The sequence below is a fragment of the Enterobacter sp. 01-M-02-SI-ECC genome, assembly GCF_047530595.1.
GTDB classification, from domain to species: domain Bacteria; phylum Pseudomonadota; class Gammaproteobacteria; order Enterobacterales; family Enterobacteriaceae; genus Enterobacter; species Enterobacter cloacae_M.
Genome location: NZ_JBLKCZ010000006.1, coordinates 173,289 through 191,199 on the forward strand (window position 1 = coordinate 173,289; position 17,911 = coordinate 191,199).

At 56.9% G+C, this 17,911-nt stretch carries 16 protein-coding genes; 7 read left to right on the forward strand and 9 right to left on the reverse strand.

The window, feature by feature from the left end:
- Window positions 1-22: 22 nt before the first annotated feature.
- The 7 genes from lldD to ACMWLG_RS11070 form a co-directional block, all read right to left on the reverse strand.
- Window positions 23-1,210: an FMN-dependent L-lactate dehydrogenase LldD gene (lldD, locus tag ACMWLG_RS11040; protein ID WP_045400286.1), complete on the reverse strand. Its 1,188-nt coding sequence runs from the start codon at window positions 1,208-1,210 to the stop codon at window positions 23-25.
- A complete protein-coding gene (gene lldR, locus ACMWLG_RS11045; protein ID WP_045400284.1) occupies window positions 1,207-1,980 on the reverse strand; it encodes a transcriptional regulator LldR in 774 nt (257 codons plus the stop codon). Before lldR ends, lldD begins: the two co-directional genes overlap by 4 nt.
- On the reverse strand, window positions 1,977-3,632 hold the full coding sequence (gene lldP, locus ACMWLG_RS11050) for an L-lactate permease (RefSeq protein WP_023309919.1): 1,656 nt from the start codon (window positions 3,630-3,632) through the stop codon (window positions 1,977-1,979). Before lldP ends, lldR begins: the two co-directional genes overlap by 4 nt.
- Before the next feature lie 335 nt (window positions 3,633-3,967).
- Window positions 3,968-4,330 carry a YibL family ribosome-associated protein gene (locus ACMWLG_RS11055; protein WP_010436679.1) on the reverse strand — a complete coding sequence of 121 codons (363 nt, stop codon included), beginning with the start codon at window positions 4,328-4,330 and terminating at the stop codon, window positions 3,968-3,970.
- A 58-nt stretch (window positions 4,331-4,388) separates the two neighbouring features.
- Window positions 4,389-4,979 carry a mannitol operon repressor MtlR gene (gene mtlR, locus ACMWLG_RS11060; RefSeq protein WP_045400281.1) on the reverse strand — a complete coding sequence of 197 codons (591 nt, stop codon included), beginning with the start codon at window positions 4,977-4,979 and terminating at the stop codon, window positions 4,389-4,391.
- Window positions 4,976-6,124 (reverse strand): mannitol-1-phosphate 5-dehydrogenase, encoded by a 1,149-nt coding sequence (mtlD, locus tag ACMWLG_RS11065; RefSeq protein ID WP_023309921.1) that lies wholly within the window; start codon window positions 6,122-6,124, stop codon window positions 4,976-4,978. Before mtlD ends, mtlR begins: the two co-directional genes overlap by 4 nt.
- Before the next feature lie 98 nt (window positions 6,125-6,222).
- A complete protein-coding gene (locus ACMWLG_RS11070; RefSeq protein WP_023309922.1) occupies window positions 6,223-8,130 on the reverse strand; it encodes a PTS mannitol transporter subunit IICBA in 1,908 nt (635 codons plus the stop codon).
- Window positions 8,131-8,300: 170 nt separating this feature from the next.
- Between ACMWLG_RS11070 and ACMWLG_RS11075 the strand changes: the two genes are divergently transcribed.
- From ACMWLG_RS11075 to selB, 6 genes are all read left to right on the forward strand, one after another.
- On the forward strand, window positions 8,301-8,537 hold the full coding sequence (locus tag ACMWLG_RS11075; RefSeq protein ID WP_127348409.1) for a hypothetical protein: 237 nt from the start codon (window positions 8,301-8,303) through the stop codon (window positions 8,535-8,537).
- Window positions 8,538-8,789: 252 nt separating this feature from the next.
- On the forward strand, window positions 8,790-9,146 hold the full coding sequence (locus tag ACMWLG_RS11080) for a DUF3302 domain-containing protein (RefSeq protein ID WP_045400278.1): 357 nt from the start codon (window positions 8,790-8,792) through the stop codon (window positions 9,144-9,146).
- Window positions 9,147-9,148: 2 nt separating this feature from the next.
- On the forward strand, window positions 9,149-10,291 hold the full coding sequence (locus tag ACMWLG_RS11085) for an HlyD family secretion protein (RefSeq protein WP_045619358.1): 1,143 nt from the start codon (window positions 9,149-9,151) through the stop codon (window positions 10,289-10,291).
- A gap of 90 nt (window positions 10,292-10,381) precedes the next feature.
- A complete protein-coding gene (locus ACMWLG_RS11090; RefSeq protein ID WP_045400272.1) occupies window positions 10,382-10,990 on the forward strand; it encodes a glutathione S-transferase in 609 nt (202 codons plus the stop codon).
- Between the two features lie 103 nt (window positions 10,991-11,093).
- Complete coding sequence (selA, locus tag ACMWLG_RS11095; protein WP_045400269.1) at window positions 11,094-12,479, forward strand: L-seryl-tRNA(Sec) selenium transferase; 1,386 nt, start codon at window positions 11,094-11,096, stop codon at window positions 12,477-12,479.
- Window positions 12,476-14,314 carry a selenocysteine-specific translation elongation factor gene (gene selB / locus ACMWLG_RS11100; protein WP_045400265.1) on the forward strand — a complete coding sequence of 613 codons (1,839 nt, stop codon included), beginning with the start codon at window positions 12,476-12,478 and terminating at the stop codon, window positions 14,312-14,314. The genes selA and selB overlap by 4 nt, the downstream gene beginning before the upstream one ends.
- 3 nt (window positions 14,315-14,317) lie before the next feature.
- On the opposite strand, the gene ACMWLG_RS11105 is transcribed toward selB, so the two are convergent.
- Entirely contained in the window at window positions 14,318-15,202 is an 885-nt protein-coding gene (locus ACMWLG_RS11105; protein ID WP_045400261.1) for an ROK family protein, read from the reverse strand.
- Window positions 15,203-15,367: 165 nt separating this feature from the next.
- Between ACMWLG_RS11105 and aldB the strand changes: the two genes are divergently transcribed.
- Complete coding sequence (gene aldB, locus ACMWLG_RS11110) at window positions 15,368-16,906, forward strand: aldehyde dehydrogenase AldB (protein WP_023309928.1); 1,539 nt, start codon at window positions 15,368-15,370, stop codon at window positions 16,904-16,906.
- Here aldB and ACMWLG_RS11115 read toward each other — a convergent pair.
- The gene (locus tag ACMWLG_RS11115; protein WP_023309929.1) at window positions 16,903-17,865 is read right to left on the reverse strand and encodes a LysR family transcriptional regulator; all 963 of its coding nucleotides are present in this window, start codon (window positions 17,863-17,865) and stop codon (window positions 16,903-16,905) included. The two genes, aldB and ACMWLG_RS11115, sit on opposite strands and share 4 nt — an antisense overlap.
- Between the last annotated feature and the right edge of the window lie 46 nt (window positions 17,866-17,911).

The following is a 17,911-nucleotide window of genomic DNA, read 5'->3' on the forward strand; positions in this document are numbered from 1 at the left end:
AGGTGTATTAACGGAGGAGAATTTACGCCGCGTTTCCCTGAGCAAGTGGCGCCAGCGCCGCCGGTAATTTGCTTAACTCCTGCACCAGAGAATCTCTGCTGATTTCACCGATCGTTTTCGCTCCTGTCAGCGTCATCGCCACCTTCATCTCTTTTTCGATCAGGTTGAGCAGATTCGCCACCCCTGCCTGGCCCGCCGTCGCCAGCGCATACAGATACGCGCGTCCCAGCAGCACGCTGTCGGCGCCCAGCGCAATCATGCGCACCACGTCCAGCCCGTTGCGGATGCCGCTGTCGGCCAGGATCGCAATATCGCCTTTCACCGCATCGGCGATGGCCGGCAGGGCGCGTGCGGAAGAGAGCACCCCGTCAAGCTGGCGTCCGCCGTGGTTAGAGACCACAATCCCGTCTGCGCCAAAGCGTACCGCGTCGCGGGCATCTTCCGGATCGAGGATCCCTTTGATCACCATCGGGCCGTCCCAGAATTCGCGGATCCACTCCAGGTCTTTCCACGAGATCGACGGATCGAAGTTGTTCGCCAGCCAGCCAATGTAATCCTCCAGCCCGGTCGGTTTACCGAGGTATGCCGAGATATTCCCGAGATCGTGCGGACGACCGTTCAGGCCGACATCCCACGCCCACTGCGGATGGGTCATGGCCTGCCAGTAGCGGCGTAACGCAGCATTCGGGCCGCTCATGCCTGAGTGGGCATCACGATAGCGTGCCCCGGGCGTTGGCATATCGACGGTAAAGACCAGCGTGGAGCAGCCCGCCGCTTTGGCGCGCTCGAGCGCGTTGCGCATAAAGCCGCGATCGCGCAGGACGTACAGCTGGAACCACATCGGGCGCTTGATGGTCGGGGCGACCTCTTCAATCGGGCAGACGGACACGGTGGAAAGGGTAAACGGAATGCCTTTGGCATCCGCCGCCGCGGCCGCCTGCACTTCGCCACGGCGGGCATACATGCCGCACAGGCCCACAGGCGCGAGCGCGACGGGCATGGAAAGCGTTTCGTTAAACAGCTTTGTCTCAAGGCTCAGGTCAGACATATTCTTCAGCACGCGCTGGCGCAGAGCCACCTCCGACAAGTCTTCCACGTTGCGGCGCAGGGTGTATTCGGCATACGCCCCGCCGTCGATGTAGTGGAACAGGAACGGGGGCAAAATGCGCTGCGCCGCGGCGCGATAGTCACTGGCTGCTGAAATAATCATGCTTTGTTCTCCCTGGAAATATCACTGTCGCCAGGCAGACGGGTAATACGCGCCTGTCGGGCCTGGTCTTCATCGAATCGTTTAATGGTGGTGTGCACGAAACCGAGATGCGCCATCATCGCTTTGCGCGCGGCCTCGGCATCACCGGCCAGAATGGCGTTGAGCACCGCCTCGTGCTGTTCGGTTAGTCGGGCAAACACTGGCGGAACCAGATACATGCGCTGGCGGCTCTGCTTCACGGAGGATTGCAGCAGGTCGAAGAACCCGCGCATGGTCTGGAGCAGCACCACGTTGTGCGACGCCTCGGCAATCGCCAGGTGAAAACGGACGTCCGCCTGGGAGGCGATATCCGGGTCGCTGCTTTGCGTGGCCTCAAAGCAGGCGATGAGTTTCTCTTTGTCGGCGTCGGTTGCCCGCATGGCCGCGTGCCAGGCGGTACTGGTTTCGATGGCGTGACGCGCTTCAAGGATGTCGAAGCTGTAGTCCGGGTCGTTCTCCATCAGCGTCTTCAGCGGCTGCACGATGTTTTGCTCGGACCAGTCGTCATGCTGCCAGCGTACAAAGGTGCCGCCGCCGCGACGGCTCACCAGCACCCCTTCGCTAACCAGCGTCGCCAGCGCCTCACGCAGAGAATTGCGCGACACGCCAAGCTGGGCGGCGAGCTGGCGTTCGGCGGGCAACTTCATGCCCGCTTCCAGCTGTTGTTCTTCAATCAGCGCCCGCACGCGAGAGGCAATCTCGTCGGACAGGCGTCTGGGCATTACTATCATGGGATCATCCAGGTTAAGACATAGGCCTGCAGGGTGGTGATCACCCCCACCATGCAGGTGAATATCAGGCTGTGTTTCACGGTAAAGCGGAACAGATCCGACTCTTTACCGACCAGTCCCACCGCCGCACAGGCAATGGCGATGGATTGTGGAGAGATCATTTTCCCGGTCACGCCGCCGGTGGTATTCGCGGCCACCAGCAGGACGTCCGACACGCCAATCTGCTGGGCCGCCGTTGCCTGCAGCGCGGCGAACAGGGCGTTAGACGAGGTATCGGAACCGGTCAGGAACACCCCCAGCCAGCCGAGGAACGGCGAGAAGAAGGTGAAGGCGTGGCTGGTATGGGCCAGCGCCAGCGCCAGCGTCGATGACAGGCCGGAGTAGTTCGAGATAAACGCGAACGCCAGCACCATGCCGATGGAGTAAATCGGCAGCATCAGCTCTTTAACGGTCGCGGCAAAGGTCTGCACCGCGGCCGCAGGCTTCATGCGCAGCCATACTACGGAAAGAATAGCGGCAAACAGGATGGCGGTACCGGTGGCGGAGAACCAGTCGAATTTATAGACCGCGGCATACGGCGTGGCAGCGTGCACCACCGGCGGCATACGGGCGACCATCTTGTCGAGGAACGGTACGGAAATATTAATCACCATGTCGTACAGCGCCCCACCCGGCGCGAACAGGGCTTTAAACGGCGGGATGCTCCACAGGGTAACCGTTGCGGTCAGGAACAGGAACGGCGACCAGGCGCGGATCACCTGTCCTGCCGTATAGCCCGTACGGGCCAGGGTTTGATCAACCTGCGAAGCGCCCATGTCGGCGAAGCGGAAAATACGCACCGGCTGCCAGCGTTTCAGGAACAGCGTCAGACAGACCAGCGACACCAGCGAAGAGATGATGTCCGGCAGCTCCGGGCCGAGGAAGTTCGAGCTGAGGTATTGAGCGATAGCGAACGAACCGCCCGCCACCATCACCGCAGGCCAGGTTTCCTTCACGCCGCGCCAGCCATCCATAATCGCCATGATCCAGAACAGGACGATAATGGTCAGGAAGGGCAGCTGGCGGCCGACCATCTGGCCGATCTCGAAGCTGTCCAGCCCGGTAACCTGTCCGGCCACCAGAATCGGAATACCCATCGCGCCAAACGCAACCGGCGCGGTGTTCACAATCAGGCACAGGCCCGCGGCATACAGCGGGTTAAAGCCCAGACCGACCAGCAGCGCGGCGGTGATCGCCACCGGTGCGCCAAAGCCTGCCGCGCCCTCCAGAAATGCCCCGAAGGAGAAGCCGACAATCAGCATCTGCAGGCGCTGGTCCGGCGTGATGGAAAGAATCGACGAGCGGATAATGTCGAACTGCCCGGTTTTCACCGAGATTTTATAGACAAACACCGCCGCGATGATGATCCACGCAATCGGCCACAGGCCGTAGAAGAAACCGTAGACGACGGAGGCCAGCGCGCGATCGACCGGCATTTTATAGAAGAACAGCGCCACCATCAGGGCGATAGCAACGGTATACGTCGCGGCGAGGTAGCCCTTCAGCTTGAGCTTAATCAGCGCAAAGAAGAAGAACAGGATCGGAAGCGATGCGATCAGGCTCGACAGCCAGATATTACCGGCCGGGTCGTAGTTTTGTTGCCAGAGGCTCATGCAGGTCTCCTGGGGACCAGACAGCCTGCGCTGCGGGTGAGTCTCCGCTCAACTCTGCGTCACAGGTTGTGTAAAAGTGGTCCTGCCAATGTTGTGTTGTAGGGTTAATGACAATGAATGGTTAACCAAATGTTATGGTCAAGCAATGAGTTTGTGAGCGGAAATAATGGAATTGTGAACCAGGGAAGAAAGAAAAGGGGGATTGGTTGGGCCAATTTGAAGCGGGGTGGGGCCTGATGCCCTACCCCCCGCCCTCTCCCACGGGGAGAGGGAGAAAACCGCACCGTACAGTCCCCTCGCCCCTTTGGGGAGAGGGTTTGGGTGAGGGGGAAGTATCAGAACGCGGTCTTACAAAAACCCGTCATCTCTTTCAGGCCCATTTCGCGGCCAAGCTCGGTCATCGGGTGTACCACCACCAGACCGCGGACGCTTTTCTTAAGCTTACCCATGTCGGCCTGTTCTTTTTTGGTGATCGCGCGGCGGTGCGGCATGTTCATCAGCTTCTGCGCTTCTTTGCTCAGCTTCTGGCCTTTCACTTCGCGCAGGCGCTCGATTTCTGTTTCCAGCGTGGCGGCTTCTTTTTCCAGCTCGGCGTACTTCTCGGCGGAATCGACCAGTGACAGGCCAGCCATCTGATGGCGGATCAGATCCAGGCGGTCGCTCAGGCGTTTAATTTCGTTCTTTTCGACTTCTTTCATGACAAATAACTCTGAAAACGGGGAATTTACAGGGAAGGATACACCAATGTGAGCAGGCTTACTTCTGAAACGCTTTTTTTAAGCTGATTCGGGAAATCAGCTCAGTCAGGGAGAGAACCATCGTGGAACGGACAACCTGCTGATAACGCAGCTTTTGCATCGCGTAGAGCTCAGGGTCGCTGTCATCAAAATGGGGAGCAGGGGGCAGCGCGGTGACGCAGTGCAGCTCGCCGAAGGGCCCCAGGATCTCATCATCGGTAAAGGTGTACTCGTTACCGTCATGATTGAGTTCTTCGCGCAGCGCCATTAACAGCTCCGCATCTTCATACTCTTGTCGGTTGAGCACGCCAAGACCATAAATCAGCTTCAGACGCACGGATAGATCGCCCAGCGGTCCGTCTCCGTCCAGTAACGGTTCTACAGCATACTTTACCGCGTAGTCGTCTTTGCGAAACACCTGAAGCACCAGGATATTCACCGCCTCGGTTAACAGCTCGACGGCGGCAATCAGGAAGCTTCGTACGGTTTTGCCAGCATTCAGACGCTCAAGCACACGATTTTCAAAGGCCTGGGTTTGTTCCATTATTGCCTGCATATCTGACAATCTATTATTTGGGCGCAGGTTAACCTGCGCCGCACTGTGCATCATTTGGTTGCGTTGTATGCGTTAACCGCCTCCACAACCACGTCGCTGTTGGCGTCCAGACCGGAAATCTGCGCCAGTGCAGCCTGCGCGCCTTTGTCATCAATAAGCTGAGCCAGTTCCTGCGCCTGTGGGTCCTGCTCGCTGCGGTAGTGCATTGCAGCGGCGATCCCTTTCACCAGGTTGGCGTGCGGCAGGCCGTATTCCAGCGTGCCCAGCAGCGGCTTAATCAGACGGTCGCCCGCGCTCAGTTTGCGCAGAGGCTGACGGCCCACGCGCTCAACGTCATCTTTCAGATACGGGTTTTCAAAGCGACCGAGGATTTTCTGGATGTATGCTGCGTGTTTATCAGCATCAAAACCGTAGCGTTTGATCAGCACCGCGCCGCTCTCTTCCATTGCCCCTTTTACCACCGCGCGGATCTTCTCATCGAGGATCGCATCACGAATGGTCTGATGACCGGCCAATTTTCCGAGGTACGCGGTTATAGCATGCCCGGTGTTCAGCGTGAAGAGTTTGCGTTCGACAAATGCCATCAGGTTATCGGTTAATTCCATTCCCGGAATGGTCGGCAGGGCGCCTTTAAACTGGGTTTTATCAACGATCCACTCGCTGAAGGTTTCCACGGTCACTTCCAGCGGGTCGTTGGTGGCGGATTCAGACGGCGGAACGATGCGATCCACGGCGGAATCCACAAACCCGACGTGCGCTTCAACCCAGGCTTTGTCTTCGTCTGCTACAGCGTTGAGCACGTGGCCTTTCAGCTGCGTGGTGCCGCGCACCATGTTTTCACAGGCGATGATGTTCAGCGGGGTGTCGATGCCCTGCGCTTTACGTTTTGCCAGGCCTTTCGCAACCGCAGGGGCGATGCGCTCAAGAACGACCGGACCCACGGCCGTGGTGACCAGATCGACGCTGGCGATCAGGTCGATAACGTCTTCCCCGATGCTGCTGACCGCGTTGACGCCGGATACCGTCTCAACCTGCTCGTTTTCACCGACTACATGGACCTGATAGCTATGACGCGCATTCAGGGCATCCAGGACCACCTGATTCACATCGGCGAATGTCAGCGTAATGCCCGCGTCTGCCAGCAGTTTACCTATAAAACCACGACCGATATTACCTGCGCCAAAATGTAATGCTTTCATAGTGTTAACCTTCATCAATGTTTTTACCCGAGAGGGCTGGGGTGAGGAACGTTACCCCTCACCCTAACCCTCTCCCCAGAGGGGAGAGGGAAGAGGACTTATTTGTTAAGAAGTGCCAGGACTTCTTCCACGCTGGTGGTGCTCGCCAGACGCGCAATGACAGACTCATCGTCCAGCGCGTTGGTCAGGCTGGTAATCACCTGAATGTGCTCGTTGTTGCGAGCGGCGATACCAATCACCAGACGGGCGATGTCGTCTTCTTCTTCACCGAAGCGCACGCCCTGCGGATACTGACAGAATACGACGCCGGTTTTCAGGACGCGATCTTTCGCTTCAACCGTACCGTGCGGCACCGCGATGGATTCGCCCAGGTAGGTTGGCGTCAGTTTTTCGCGTTCCAGCATCGCGTCAACATATTCAGGCTGAACGTAGCCTCCTTTCACCAGCTGCTCGCCGGCAAAGCGAATCGCTTCTTCTTTGGTTGCCGCTGTGCGACCGAGGAAGATGTTTTCCGCACCCAGTTTGAACAGGTGGGCGTTGCTCTCGTCAAAGCTGTCCTGCAGGCTTGAGCGCACTTTCACTTCGTTGTCTTCGTGACGCTGCGCCGCAACCAGACGTTCGGTCAGGCTGGTGTACAGGCCGCTGTCGAGGAAGTTAGTCAGCGAAATGTGCTGTGCCTGCGGTACCTGGCGCATGGCGCGTTCAGTCAGGTCGCGGTGCGTGATGACCAGGTCAACGTCCGGCGGCAGGCTGTTAATGGCGCTGTTGGTGACGGAGATGTTGGTCAGGCCCGCATCCTGCACTTTCTTACGCAGCACGCCTGCACCCATTGCGCTGGAACCCATACCGGCGTCACAGGCAACGATGATTTTACGCACGTGGCTCAGGTCGTTAGAGACATCACCAGCCGCCAGCGGGGTCGCGCCTTTGGATTCGGCTTTCATGTCGTGCATACGACGGGTCGCCGCTTCAATATCGTCGTCTTCTTTCACTTTGCTGGTTTTCAGCAGGATAGAAGAGACCACGAATGAGACCGCCATTGCCGCACAGATGGCCGCGATGTTCGCGAAGTACGCCCCTTTTGGCGTCATCGCCAGCACCGCCAGGATAGAACCCGGAGAGGCTGGAGACACCAGACCGCCGCCCAGCACGCTCAGGGTGAACACGCCGGTCATACCGCCAAGGATAACGGCCAGGATCAGACGTGGGTTCATCAGCACGTACGGGAAGTAAATTTCGTGAATACCGCCCAGGAAGTGAATGATTGCCGCACCGCCAGCAGACTGCTTAGCGCTGCCGCGACCAAAGAACATGTACGCCAGCAGAACGCCCATACCCGGACCCGGGTTAGCTTCAATCAGGAAGAAGATAGACTTGCCGAGATCGTGAGACTGCTGAATACCCAGCGGCGAGAAGATGCCGTGGTTGATGGCGTTGTTCAGGAACAGGATTTTCGCCGGTTCAACGAAGATAGACGCCAGCGGCAGCATGTCGTGCGCAACCATGAAGTTAACGCCTGCCGCCAGAATTTTGGACAGTACTTCAACCGCAGGGCCAATGCCGAGGAACGCCAGAATCGCGAGGATCATCCCGATGATGCCCGCAGAGAAGTTGTTCACCAGCATTTCGAAGCCGGATTTGATCTTACCATCAACCCAGACGTCGAATTTCTTAATCGCCCAGCCGCCCAGAGGACCGGCAATCATTGCTCCGAGGAACATCGGCATATCCGCACCGACGATAACACCCATGGTCGTGATAGCGCCCACTACGCCACCACGGTCACCGCCCACCAGACGACCACCGGTGAAACCGATGAGCAGCGGAAGGAGATAGGTAATCATTGGGCCAACAAGTTTCGCCAGCGTTTCGTTAGGCAACCACCCTGTCGGAATGAACAATGCAGTGATGATACCCCACGCGATAAACGCGCCGATATTTGGCATCACCATGTTGCTGAGGAAACGACCAAAGCTTTGAACTTTGATCTTGAAATCGGATGACATAAAACACCCCTTCTTCTGTTTACGCTTAGGCTTGCGGCCCGAGGTTTATTGTTAATGAGGCGGCAGAGGTAGCCGGGCCCTGTTCTGATGCTGTGAAATCTGGCACTGAATCGTTCAACTGTCCAGACAGTGAAAATTTGTGTGACGCATATCACGTAAAGGTGGGGGGTGTGGATGCCTATGAGGTGATCCTGGTCACAAAAAAGGTGGGCAAAAAAAATACGACGGCGAGAAATGCGGCAAAAACCACTCTTTTCTGTGATGGTTGTCGCACTTTTGTTTTGTGTGTTTGTTTCTGGATTGTGACTGATTTCACAAAATATTTTTATGCAGATTTCTCCGGCTGTGATCGGGGGCAAACTCTGCTTAGCGATTCGGCGTCAGGATGGCATAGCGCGACACGTTAAGCTAAAAAACCACTTTTGATGTGTGGTATGGCGAAAAGTTAAAAGGTGGATTACGCTCATATTGTAAGGTTAAGTATATTATTATTCAGGATATATTTTGACACGCTTATAAACTTGCACGGAGATATTATAAAAACCGATACTCCCCGGCTCTGAAATAACCAGTATACCTTATGTATTTTAAAATAAATTAATTAGGTTGCGTACTGTTTTATTAATTCAATGAGTTGACGTTGTTTAAGTGAGGAGAATATGTTTCTCAACTATTTTGCGCTGGGCGTATTGATTTTTGTATTTCTGGTTCTGTTTTATGGAATCATCGCCATCCATGACATTCCTTATAATATGGCCAAAAAGCGTAACCATCCGCATGCCGATGCGATTCATACGGCAGGCTGGATTAGCCTGTTTACGCTCCATGCCATCTGGCCGTTCCTGTGGATATGGGCCACGCTGTACCGTGAAGATCGCGGCTGGGGGATGCAAAACCACATCACCAAGCCTGATGAGGTTCCGGGCATGGATGCGCTGGCCAAACGCGTGGCAGAATTAGAACAAAAGCTGGCCGCGGTAAAGCCTGCTGCTGATAATAACACGCTGGAGCGCTAATCATGGATCTGTTGATTATTTTGACCTACGTGGCATTTGCCTGGGCCATCTTTAAAATATTCCGCATTCCGGTAAACCAGTGGACGCTTGCCACCGCAACATTAGGCGGGGTGTTTATTGTTGCCGGACTTATTCTGTTAATGAACTATAACCATCCGTACACCTTTACGGCGCAAAAAGCGGTTATTTCTATTCCGATTACGCCGCAGGTTACCGGGGTGGTTAGTGAAGTGACCGATAAAAATAACCAGCTCATTAAAAAAGGCGAAGTGTTATTTAAACTGGATCCGGGCCGCTATCAGGCGCGCGTCGACAGACTCCAGGCCGACCTGGTGACCGCGACGCATAATATCGACAATCTTAAAGCGCAGCTGGCGGAAGCCGTCGCCAATACGACGCGCGTCTCCGCAGAGCGTGACCGCCTGTATAAAGATTATCAGCGCTACCTGAAAGGCAGTCAGGCGAAGGTGAATCCGTTCTCTGAAAGCGATATCGACAACGCGCGGCAGAACTATCTCGCGCTCGCGCAGGATGCGCTGGTGAAAGGCTCCGTTGCTGAACAGACGCAAATTCAAAGCCAGCTGGACAGCATGGTGAACGGCGAGCAGTCGCAGATTGCCTCCTTACGCGCGCAGCTTGCTGAAGCGAAATACAACCTGGATCAGACCGTGGTGCGTGCGCCGAGCAATGGTTATATCACCCAGGTGCTGATTCGTCCGGGGACCTATGCCGCCGCGCTGCCTTTGCGTCCGGTGATGGTCTTTATTCCTGAACAGAAGCGTCAGATTGTGGCCCAGTTCCGCCAGAACTCGCTGTTGCGTCTGAAGCCGGGCGATGAAGCGGAAGTGGTGTTTAACGCACTCCCGGGTCAGGTGTTTACCGGTAAGCTCACCAGCGTTCTGCCAGTAGTGCCAGGCGGGTCTTATCAGGCACAGGGTGCGCTGCAGGCACTGACAGTCGTGCCGGGTACGGATGGCGTACAGGCGTTGATTGAGCTGGAGCCTAACGCCGATGTCGATGCCCTGCCAGACGGTATCTATGCCCAGGTGGCGGTCTACTCGGACCATTTCGCCCACGTCTCGGTGATGCGTAAAGTATTGCTGCGCATGACCAGCTGGATGCACTACCTCTATCTCGATCACTAATCCTTCCGGGGCAGGAATGCGACACGCAAACCTGCCCTTTTTTCATCGCTTGATCCATACTGATTTTTTTCCGGCATCAAGGATCAGGCAATGAAACTCATCGGTAGCTACACCAGTCCCTTCGTGCGAAAGATCTCGATTCTCCTGCTGGAGAAAGGGATTGAATTTGAATTCATCAATGAACAGCCCTACAACGCTGAAAACGGCGTCACGCAGTACAACCCGCTGGGGAAAGTCCCGGCGCTGGTGACGGACGAGGGCGAATACTGGTTCGATTCCCCGATTATTGCGGAGTATATCGAGCTGCTGGGCGTTGCCCCGGCAATGCTGCCGGCTGACCCAAAAGCGGCGCTGGCAGTGAAGCAAATTGAAGCCCTGGCCGATGGCATTATGGATGCGGCGTTAACCTCCGTGCGTGAACAGGCAAGGCCCGTCGCCCAGCAGTCGGAAGCGGAACTGTTACGCCAGCGGGAAAAAATCAGCCGCAGCCTGGACAGGTGCGAACAGCTCATCCGGGAAGGAAAGATTCAAACAGACAGCCTGAACCTGGCAACTATCGCTATCGCCTGCGCCATCGGCTATCTCAACTTCCGCCGGGTTTCCCCTGGCTGGTGCGTCGACCGTCCGCTGCTGGTGAAACTTGCAGACACGCTTTTTAGCCGCGAGAGCTTTGCCCGTACCGAACCGCCAAAGGCTTGATGCGGGTTATAACACTTCGGCGTCGGAGGCGGTACAATCCCTCCACATGTTAACTCCCTCTCCCGTCGGGAGGGGGGAAGATATTTACTCGCCAGGCGCTTTCATGACTACTCATCGTTCGCTGTACAGCCAGATCCCCGCTACCGACCGTCTCCTTCGCGAGCCCCGCATTCATGCTGCAGTTGAGCGTTTCGGCCATACCGCGACGGTGGAAATGTTACGCCTGCTTCAGGACGAAGCCCGATGCGCTATTCAGGCAGAAAACGCCTTGCCCGACTGGTGCGCGGCGTGGGAGCAGGAAGTTGAGCACCGGCTGGATGAGAAAGCGCAAAGCGCGTTACGCCCGGTGATTAACCTGACCGGTACCGTCCTGCATACCAACCTGGGACGCGCGCAGCAGGCGGAAGAAGCGGTGGCTGCGGTTGTACAGGCCATGCGGGCGCCCGTGACGCTGGAGTACGATCTGGACGGCGCCGGACGCGGGCATCGTGACCGGGCGCTGGCGGACCTGCTGTGCCAGCTGACCGGCGCGGAAGATGCCTGCATTGTGAATAACAACGCCGCAGCGGTGCTGCTGATGCTGGCGGCCACCGCCAGCGGCAAAGAGGTGGTGGTTTCCCGCGGCGAGCTGGTGGAGATTGGCGGGGCGTTTCGTATTCCGGACGTGATGCGCCAGGCGGGCTGCACGCTGCATGAGGTGGGCACTACCAACCGCACCCATGCGAAAGATTATCGCGCGGCGGTGAATGAAAATACCGCCCTGCTGATGAAGGTTCACACCAGCAATTATCATATTGAAGGCTTCACCAAAACGGTTGAAGAGGGCGAGCTGGCGGCGATTGGCCGCGAACTGAATATTCCGGTGATTGCCGATCTCGGCAGCGGCTCGCTGGTGGATCTGAGCCTTTACGGGCTGCCCAAAGAGCCGATGCCGCAAGAGATGATTGCCGCAGGCGTCAGCCTGGTCAGCTTTTCCGGCGACAAGCTGCTTGGCGGGCCGCAGGCCGGGATTATCGTCGGCAAGCGCGAGCTGATTGCGCAGCTCCAGCAGCATCCGCTCAAGCGCGCCCTGCGAGCCGATAAAATGACGCTTGCCGCGCTGGAGGCGACGCTGCGGCTCTATCTCCATCCGGAGAAACTGGCCGACCGCCTGCCCACGCTGCGTCTGTTAACCCGCGATGCCGCTTCGATTCGCGCCCAGGCCGTATTACTGCTGCCGCGCATTGCCCCGTGCTACCCCGATTTTGACGTTCGCATTGAACCCTGCCAGTCGCAGATTGGCAGCGGTTCGCTGCCGGTGGACAGGCTGCCGAGTGAAGCGCTCACGTTCACCCCGCGTGACGGGCGCGGCAGCCACCTTGAAGCCCTGTCGTCGCGCTGGCGTGGCCTGCCCGCGCCGGTTATCGGGCGGATTTACGATGGCCGAATGTGGCTGGATCTGCGCTGCCTTGAAGATGAAGAGCGATTTCTGGAGATGTTGTTGAAATGATTATTGCCACCGCCGGTCATGTCGACCACGGAAAAACCACGCTACTGCAGGCGATTACCGGCATAAACGCCGACCGCCTGCCGGAAGAGAAAAAGCGCGGTATGACCATCGATCTGGGCTATGCCTACTGGCCCCAGCCTGACGGTCGCGTACTGGGTTTTATAGATGTACCGGGGCATGAAAAGTTTCTGTCTAACATGCTGGCGGGCGTGGGCGGCATCGATCATGCCCTGCTGGTGGTGGCCTGTGATGACGGCGTGATGGCGCAAACCCGCGAGCACCTGGCGATCCTGCAACTGACCGGCAACCCGCAGCTGACCGTGGCGCTCACCAAAGCCGATCGCGTGGATGACGCACGCGTCAGCGAGGTGCGCGAAGCGGTACAGGCGACCTTGCAGGAGTATGGTTTTGCCGATGCACCACTTTTTGTCACCGTGGCGACAGAAGGGCGCGGTATCGATGAACTTCGCCACCACTTACGGCAGCTTTCGTCGCGTGACCACGCCAGCCATCACCGCTTCCGTCTGGCAATTGACCGGGCGTTTACCGTCAAAGGCGCGGGGCTGGTGGTGACCGGTACGGCGCTGAGCGGTGAAGTGAACGTAGGTGATACGCTCTGGCTGACGGGCGTTAACAAGCCGATGCGCGTGCGCGGCTTACATGCGCAAAACCAGCCCGCGGAGCGTGCTCATGCCGGGCAGCGGATCGCGCTGAACATTGCCGGGGATGCGGAAAAAGAGCAGCTTAACCGCGGCGACTGGCTGCTGGCCGATGCCCCACCTGAGCCGTCTGAACGCGTCATTGTTTGCCTGCAGACAAACGTGCCCCTGACCCAATGGCAGCCGCTGCATATTCACCACGCGGCCAGCCATATCACCGGACGCGTGTCGCTGCTGGAAAACGACCTTGCCGAACTGGTATTCGATTCACCGCTCTGGCTTGCAGACAACGATCGTCTGGTTCTGCGTGATATTTCCGCGCGGGAAACGCTTGCCGGGGCACGGGTGGTCGCGCTGAATCCACCTCGACGCGGCAAGCGTAAACCTGAATATCTGCAGTGGCTGGCTGCTCTGGCGCAGGCCAGCGATGATAACGCCGCGCTGCGGGTGCATCTTGAGCGCGGTGCGGTGAGCCTGCGTGATTTTGCATGGGCACGCCAGCTGAGCGAGGAAGGGTTACGCCTGCTGGCCCAGCAGCCGGGCTTTATTCAGGCTGGAAACAGTCTGCTAAACGCCCCGGTTGCTGCGAACTGGCAGCGTAAGATACTGAGCACGCTCGCAACGTACCATGAACAGCATCAGGATGAGCCTGGCCCGGGTCGTGAGCGTCTGCGGCGCATGGCGCTGCCGATGGAAGACGATGCGCTGGTGCTGCTGCTGATTGAAAACATGCGCGAAAGCGGGGCGATCAAAAGCCATCACGGCTGGCTGCATCTGCCGGATCACAAGGCCGGGTTTACCGCAGAGCAAGAAGCGGTATGGCAAAAAGTGGCCTCGCTGTTTGGCGATGAGCCGTGGTGGGTTCGCGATCTGGCCCGCGAAACGAATACCGACGAGCAGGTAATGCGTCAGGTATTGCGCCATGCGGCGCAGCAGGGGCTGATAGTCGCGATCGTGAAAGATCGTTATTACCGTAACGATCGCATTGTGGCGTTTGCGAACCTGATCCGCGAGCTGGATCAGGAGCGGGGCTCTACCTGCGCAGCCGATTTCCGCGATCGACTGAACGTGGGCCGCAAGCTGGCGATACAGATCCTGGAATATTTCAACCGTATCGGCTTTACCCGCCGTCGGGGTAATGACCATCTGCTTCGTGACGCGCAGCTATTTCCCTGAGCGCTACGTGTGGCGGGAGAGTTTTTGCTTTGCCAGCCATACCGCGCCCAGTCTTCCTGCCTGGTTACCCAGCTCGCAGGGCAGAATGGGCACTTTGAGTGCTTCCCATTCCTCGAATCGCTCCAGGTACTTATCGAGCAGGAGATAGATTTTCTCCTGCTCGCTTACCCCTCCGCCAATCAGCACTGCCTGTGGATCGAACATCGAGATCACGCTATAAATGCCGCGCGAGAGAAAATGCGCCCAGGCTTCAATAGCTTCGCGCAGATGCACGTCGCTCTCCATACGTTTAAACAGCTCCTTGCCGTCAGGCATTTCTTCTTCTGAAACGGCCAGCGCGCGGCGGCAGGCTTTCATCAGGCCGCTGGCAGACGCAACCTCGTGCATCGGTTCGCCCTGGTCCCCCACGGGCAGCACGCCAAATTCGCCGGCGCGGTAATGCGACCCGCGATAGAGATCGCCTTCCATCACAATCCCGCCACCGATGCCCGTGCCAATGGTGATACAGACGAAATGCTCGTAATCCTTACCCGCGCCCTGCCAGCGCTCGCCCAGCGCTGCACAGTTGGCGTCGTTTTCCACGGTGACGGGAAGATCGGTCAGATCGGAGAAGAGTTCGCACAGGTTTTCGCTGTCGAGATAGTCGAGCGCGCCCGCTTTAGCCGCTTCGCCGCTATGGTGATTAATATGGCCGGGAAAGCTCACGCCGATACCGACGATATCGTATTCGTCCTGATACGCTTCAACTACCGCTTTCCACTTCTTTTTGAAGGTGTTTTTATCCTCAGGGGTATCGTACTCGTCTGTCGTCAGCTCCTTGCCATTTTCATCAATCACGCCGTGCTTGATATGGGTTCCGCCTACGTCAAAACCGATAAATAGCTGCATCGCATCGTTCCTTATGAGCTCTTGACTTGTTAAGTATGGCTCAGTGGCAGAAACGAAACGTAAAGTACGGTAATCCGTGATACGGCTCGTAAACCCGTCACCCACTGGCGAGAAAAACGCCAGCCGGAACTACCCTTGTTGTACACCAACAGCAAGGAGACGGTCATGACAAACAATCCTCCCTCATCGCGTATCCAGCCCGGCGAGTATGGTTTTCCCCTCAAGCTGAAGCCTCGTTATGACAACTTTATTGGCGGCGACTGGGTAGCTCCCGTCGACGGCGAATACTATTCCAACCTGACCCCCGTAACCGGCCAGCCGCTGTGCGAAATAGCCAGCTCCGGCAAGCGCGATATCGATCTGGCGCTGGATGCGGCGCACAAAGCGAAAGATAAATGGGGCCATACCTCCGTTCAGGACCGCGCGGCTATTTTGTTCAAAATCGCTGACCGGATGGAGCAGAATCTGGAGCTGCTGGCGACGGCGGAAACCTGGGATAACGGCAAGCCGATCCGGGAAACGATGGCGGCAGACGTGCCGCTGGCCATCGACCACTTCCGCTATTTTGCCTCCTGCATTCGCGCTCAGGAGGGCGGAATAAGCGAGGTAGACAGCGACACCGTGGCGTATCATTTCCACGAACCGCTGGGCGTCGTCGGGCAAATCATTCCGTGGAACTTCCCGCTGCTGATGGCGAGCTGGAAAATGGCGCCCGCGCTGGCGGCCGGCAACTGCATTGTGCTGAAACCGGCGCGTCTGACCCCGCTCTCGGTACTGCTGCTGATGGAAATCGTTGGCGACCTTCTGCCGCCGGGCGTGATTAACGTGGTCAACGGTGCGGGCGGTGAGATAGGGGAATATCTGGCTACCTCGAAACGGATCGCTAAAGTGGCGTTTACCGGGTCGACGGAAGTGGGCCAGCAGATTATGCAGTACGCCACGCAGAACATCATTCCCGTGACCCTGGAGCTGGGCGGGAAATCCCCGAACATCTTCTTCGCGGACGTGATGGAGGAAGAGGATGCCTTCTTTGATAAAGCCCTAGAAGGGTTTGCGCTGTTTGCGTTTAACCAGGGCGAAGTCTGCACCTGCCCAAGCCGCGCGCTGGTGCAGGAGTCCATCTATGAGCGCTTTATGGAGCGGGCCATTCGCCGCGTCGAGTCTATCCGCAGCGGTAACCCGCTCGATAACGTGACGCAGATGGGGGCGCAGGTCTCGCATGGACAGCTGGAAACCATCCTCAACTACATCGATATCGGCAAGAAAGAGGGGGCGGATATTCTGACCGGCGGTCGCCGTAAGGTGCTCGGTGGGGATCTGCAGGAAGGGTATTACCTGGAGCCAACGATCCTGTTCGGTCAGAACAACATGCGCGTCTTCCAGGAGGAAATTTTCGGACCGGTGCTGGCCGTGACCACCTTCAAAACGATGGAGGAGGCGCTGGAGATTGCCAACGACACGCCGTATGGCCTGGGGGCAGGCGTCTGGAGCCGCAACGGTAATCTGGCCTATAAAATGGGCAGAGGCATTCAGGCCGGGCGCGTATGGACCAACTGCTACCACGCCTATCCTGCGCACGCGGCATTTGGCGGTTATAAGCAATCGGGCATCGGGCGTGAAACCCACAAGATGATGCTGGAGCATTACCAGCAGACGAAATGTTTGCTGGTCAGCTATTCCGATAAACCGCTGGGGCTGTTCTAATCGCCCAGCTCAGGCCGTCCATGGGCGGCCTGAGCAATTTGCTGGCGCAGGCAGTTCAGAACGCCATCCAGAACGTATTGCACGCGCCAGGGCTGGTATTCGCGTTTGCGGAAGATGGCCGTCAGATCGAGCCACCACTCTTCCTGGTGCGGGAAGCAGGGGACCAGCATCCCTTGCGTTAATTCTTTTTTCAGACTCTCTTTTGGCGCAAAAACAATCCCAAGATTATTTCTTGCCAGCTCCAGGGCCGTCTGCGTATTGTCGCAAATATAATTACCGGTCACCCGGTAGTCATGCACGCTATCACTGCCGTGCACGCGGAAACGCCAGATATTTGCATCATCGACCAGCATGGAGTCAATGAGAATACAGGAATGATTAATTAAATCTTCAGGTCCCTTTAAGGGGTGTTTATTTAAATACTCAACGGTTGCGAATGCCGTAACGGAATATTTTGTCAACACGCTGGCGACCAGGCTTTCATCTTTCGGCTGCGCATAGGTAATTAAAATATCGCAATCATCTGGAAACGAAACACCTTCCGCAAATTCATTGCGATCCAGATTGTACGTTTTCAGGGATATGCGGATGTCACCGATATCATTGATTTTGTGGATCACATGCCGCGACAGATAGGTCACGATACCCGTAGGGGCGTAAATCGTGACTTTTCCGCGTTTTTCATGCTTGTAATCCGCAATGAAATTAACAAGTTGAGTATTTTTATCCAGCGTGGCGTTAACATAGGGAAGTAACGCTTCACCGAACTGAGTAAGCGCCAGTTGACGCGTGGTGCGTTCAAAAACCTTGAGTCCAACCCGTGTTTCAAAATCAGACAGATATTTGCTGACGTTGGCCTGCGCCATGCCCAGCAGGGCGGCGGCATCACCAATGCTGCGAGTTGCGGCGATGACGGATATGATTTTTAATTCGCGTGGCTTCAGCTGTAAATTACTCATCCTGCACACCCATCTATATGATTTTATATATAATATTATATAAACC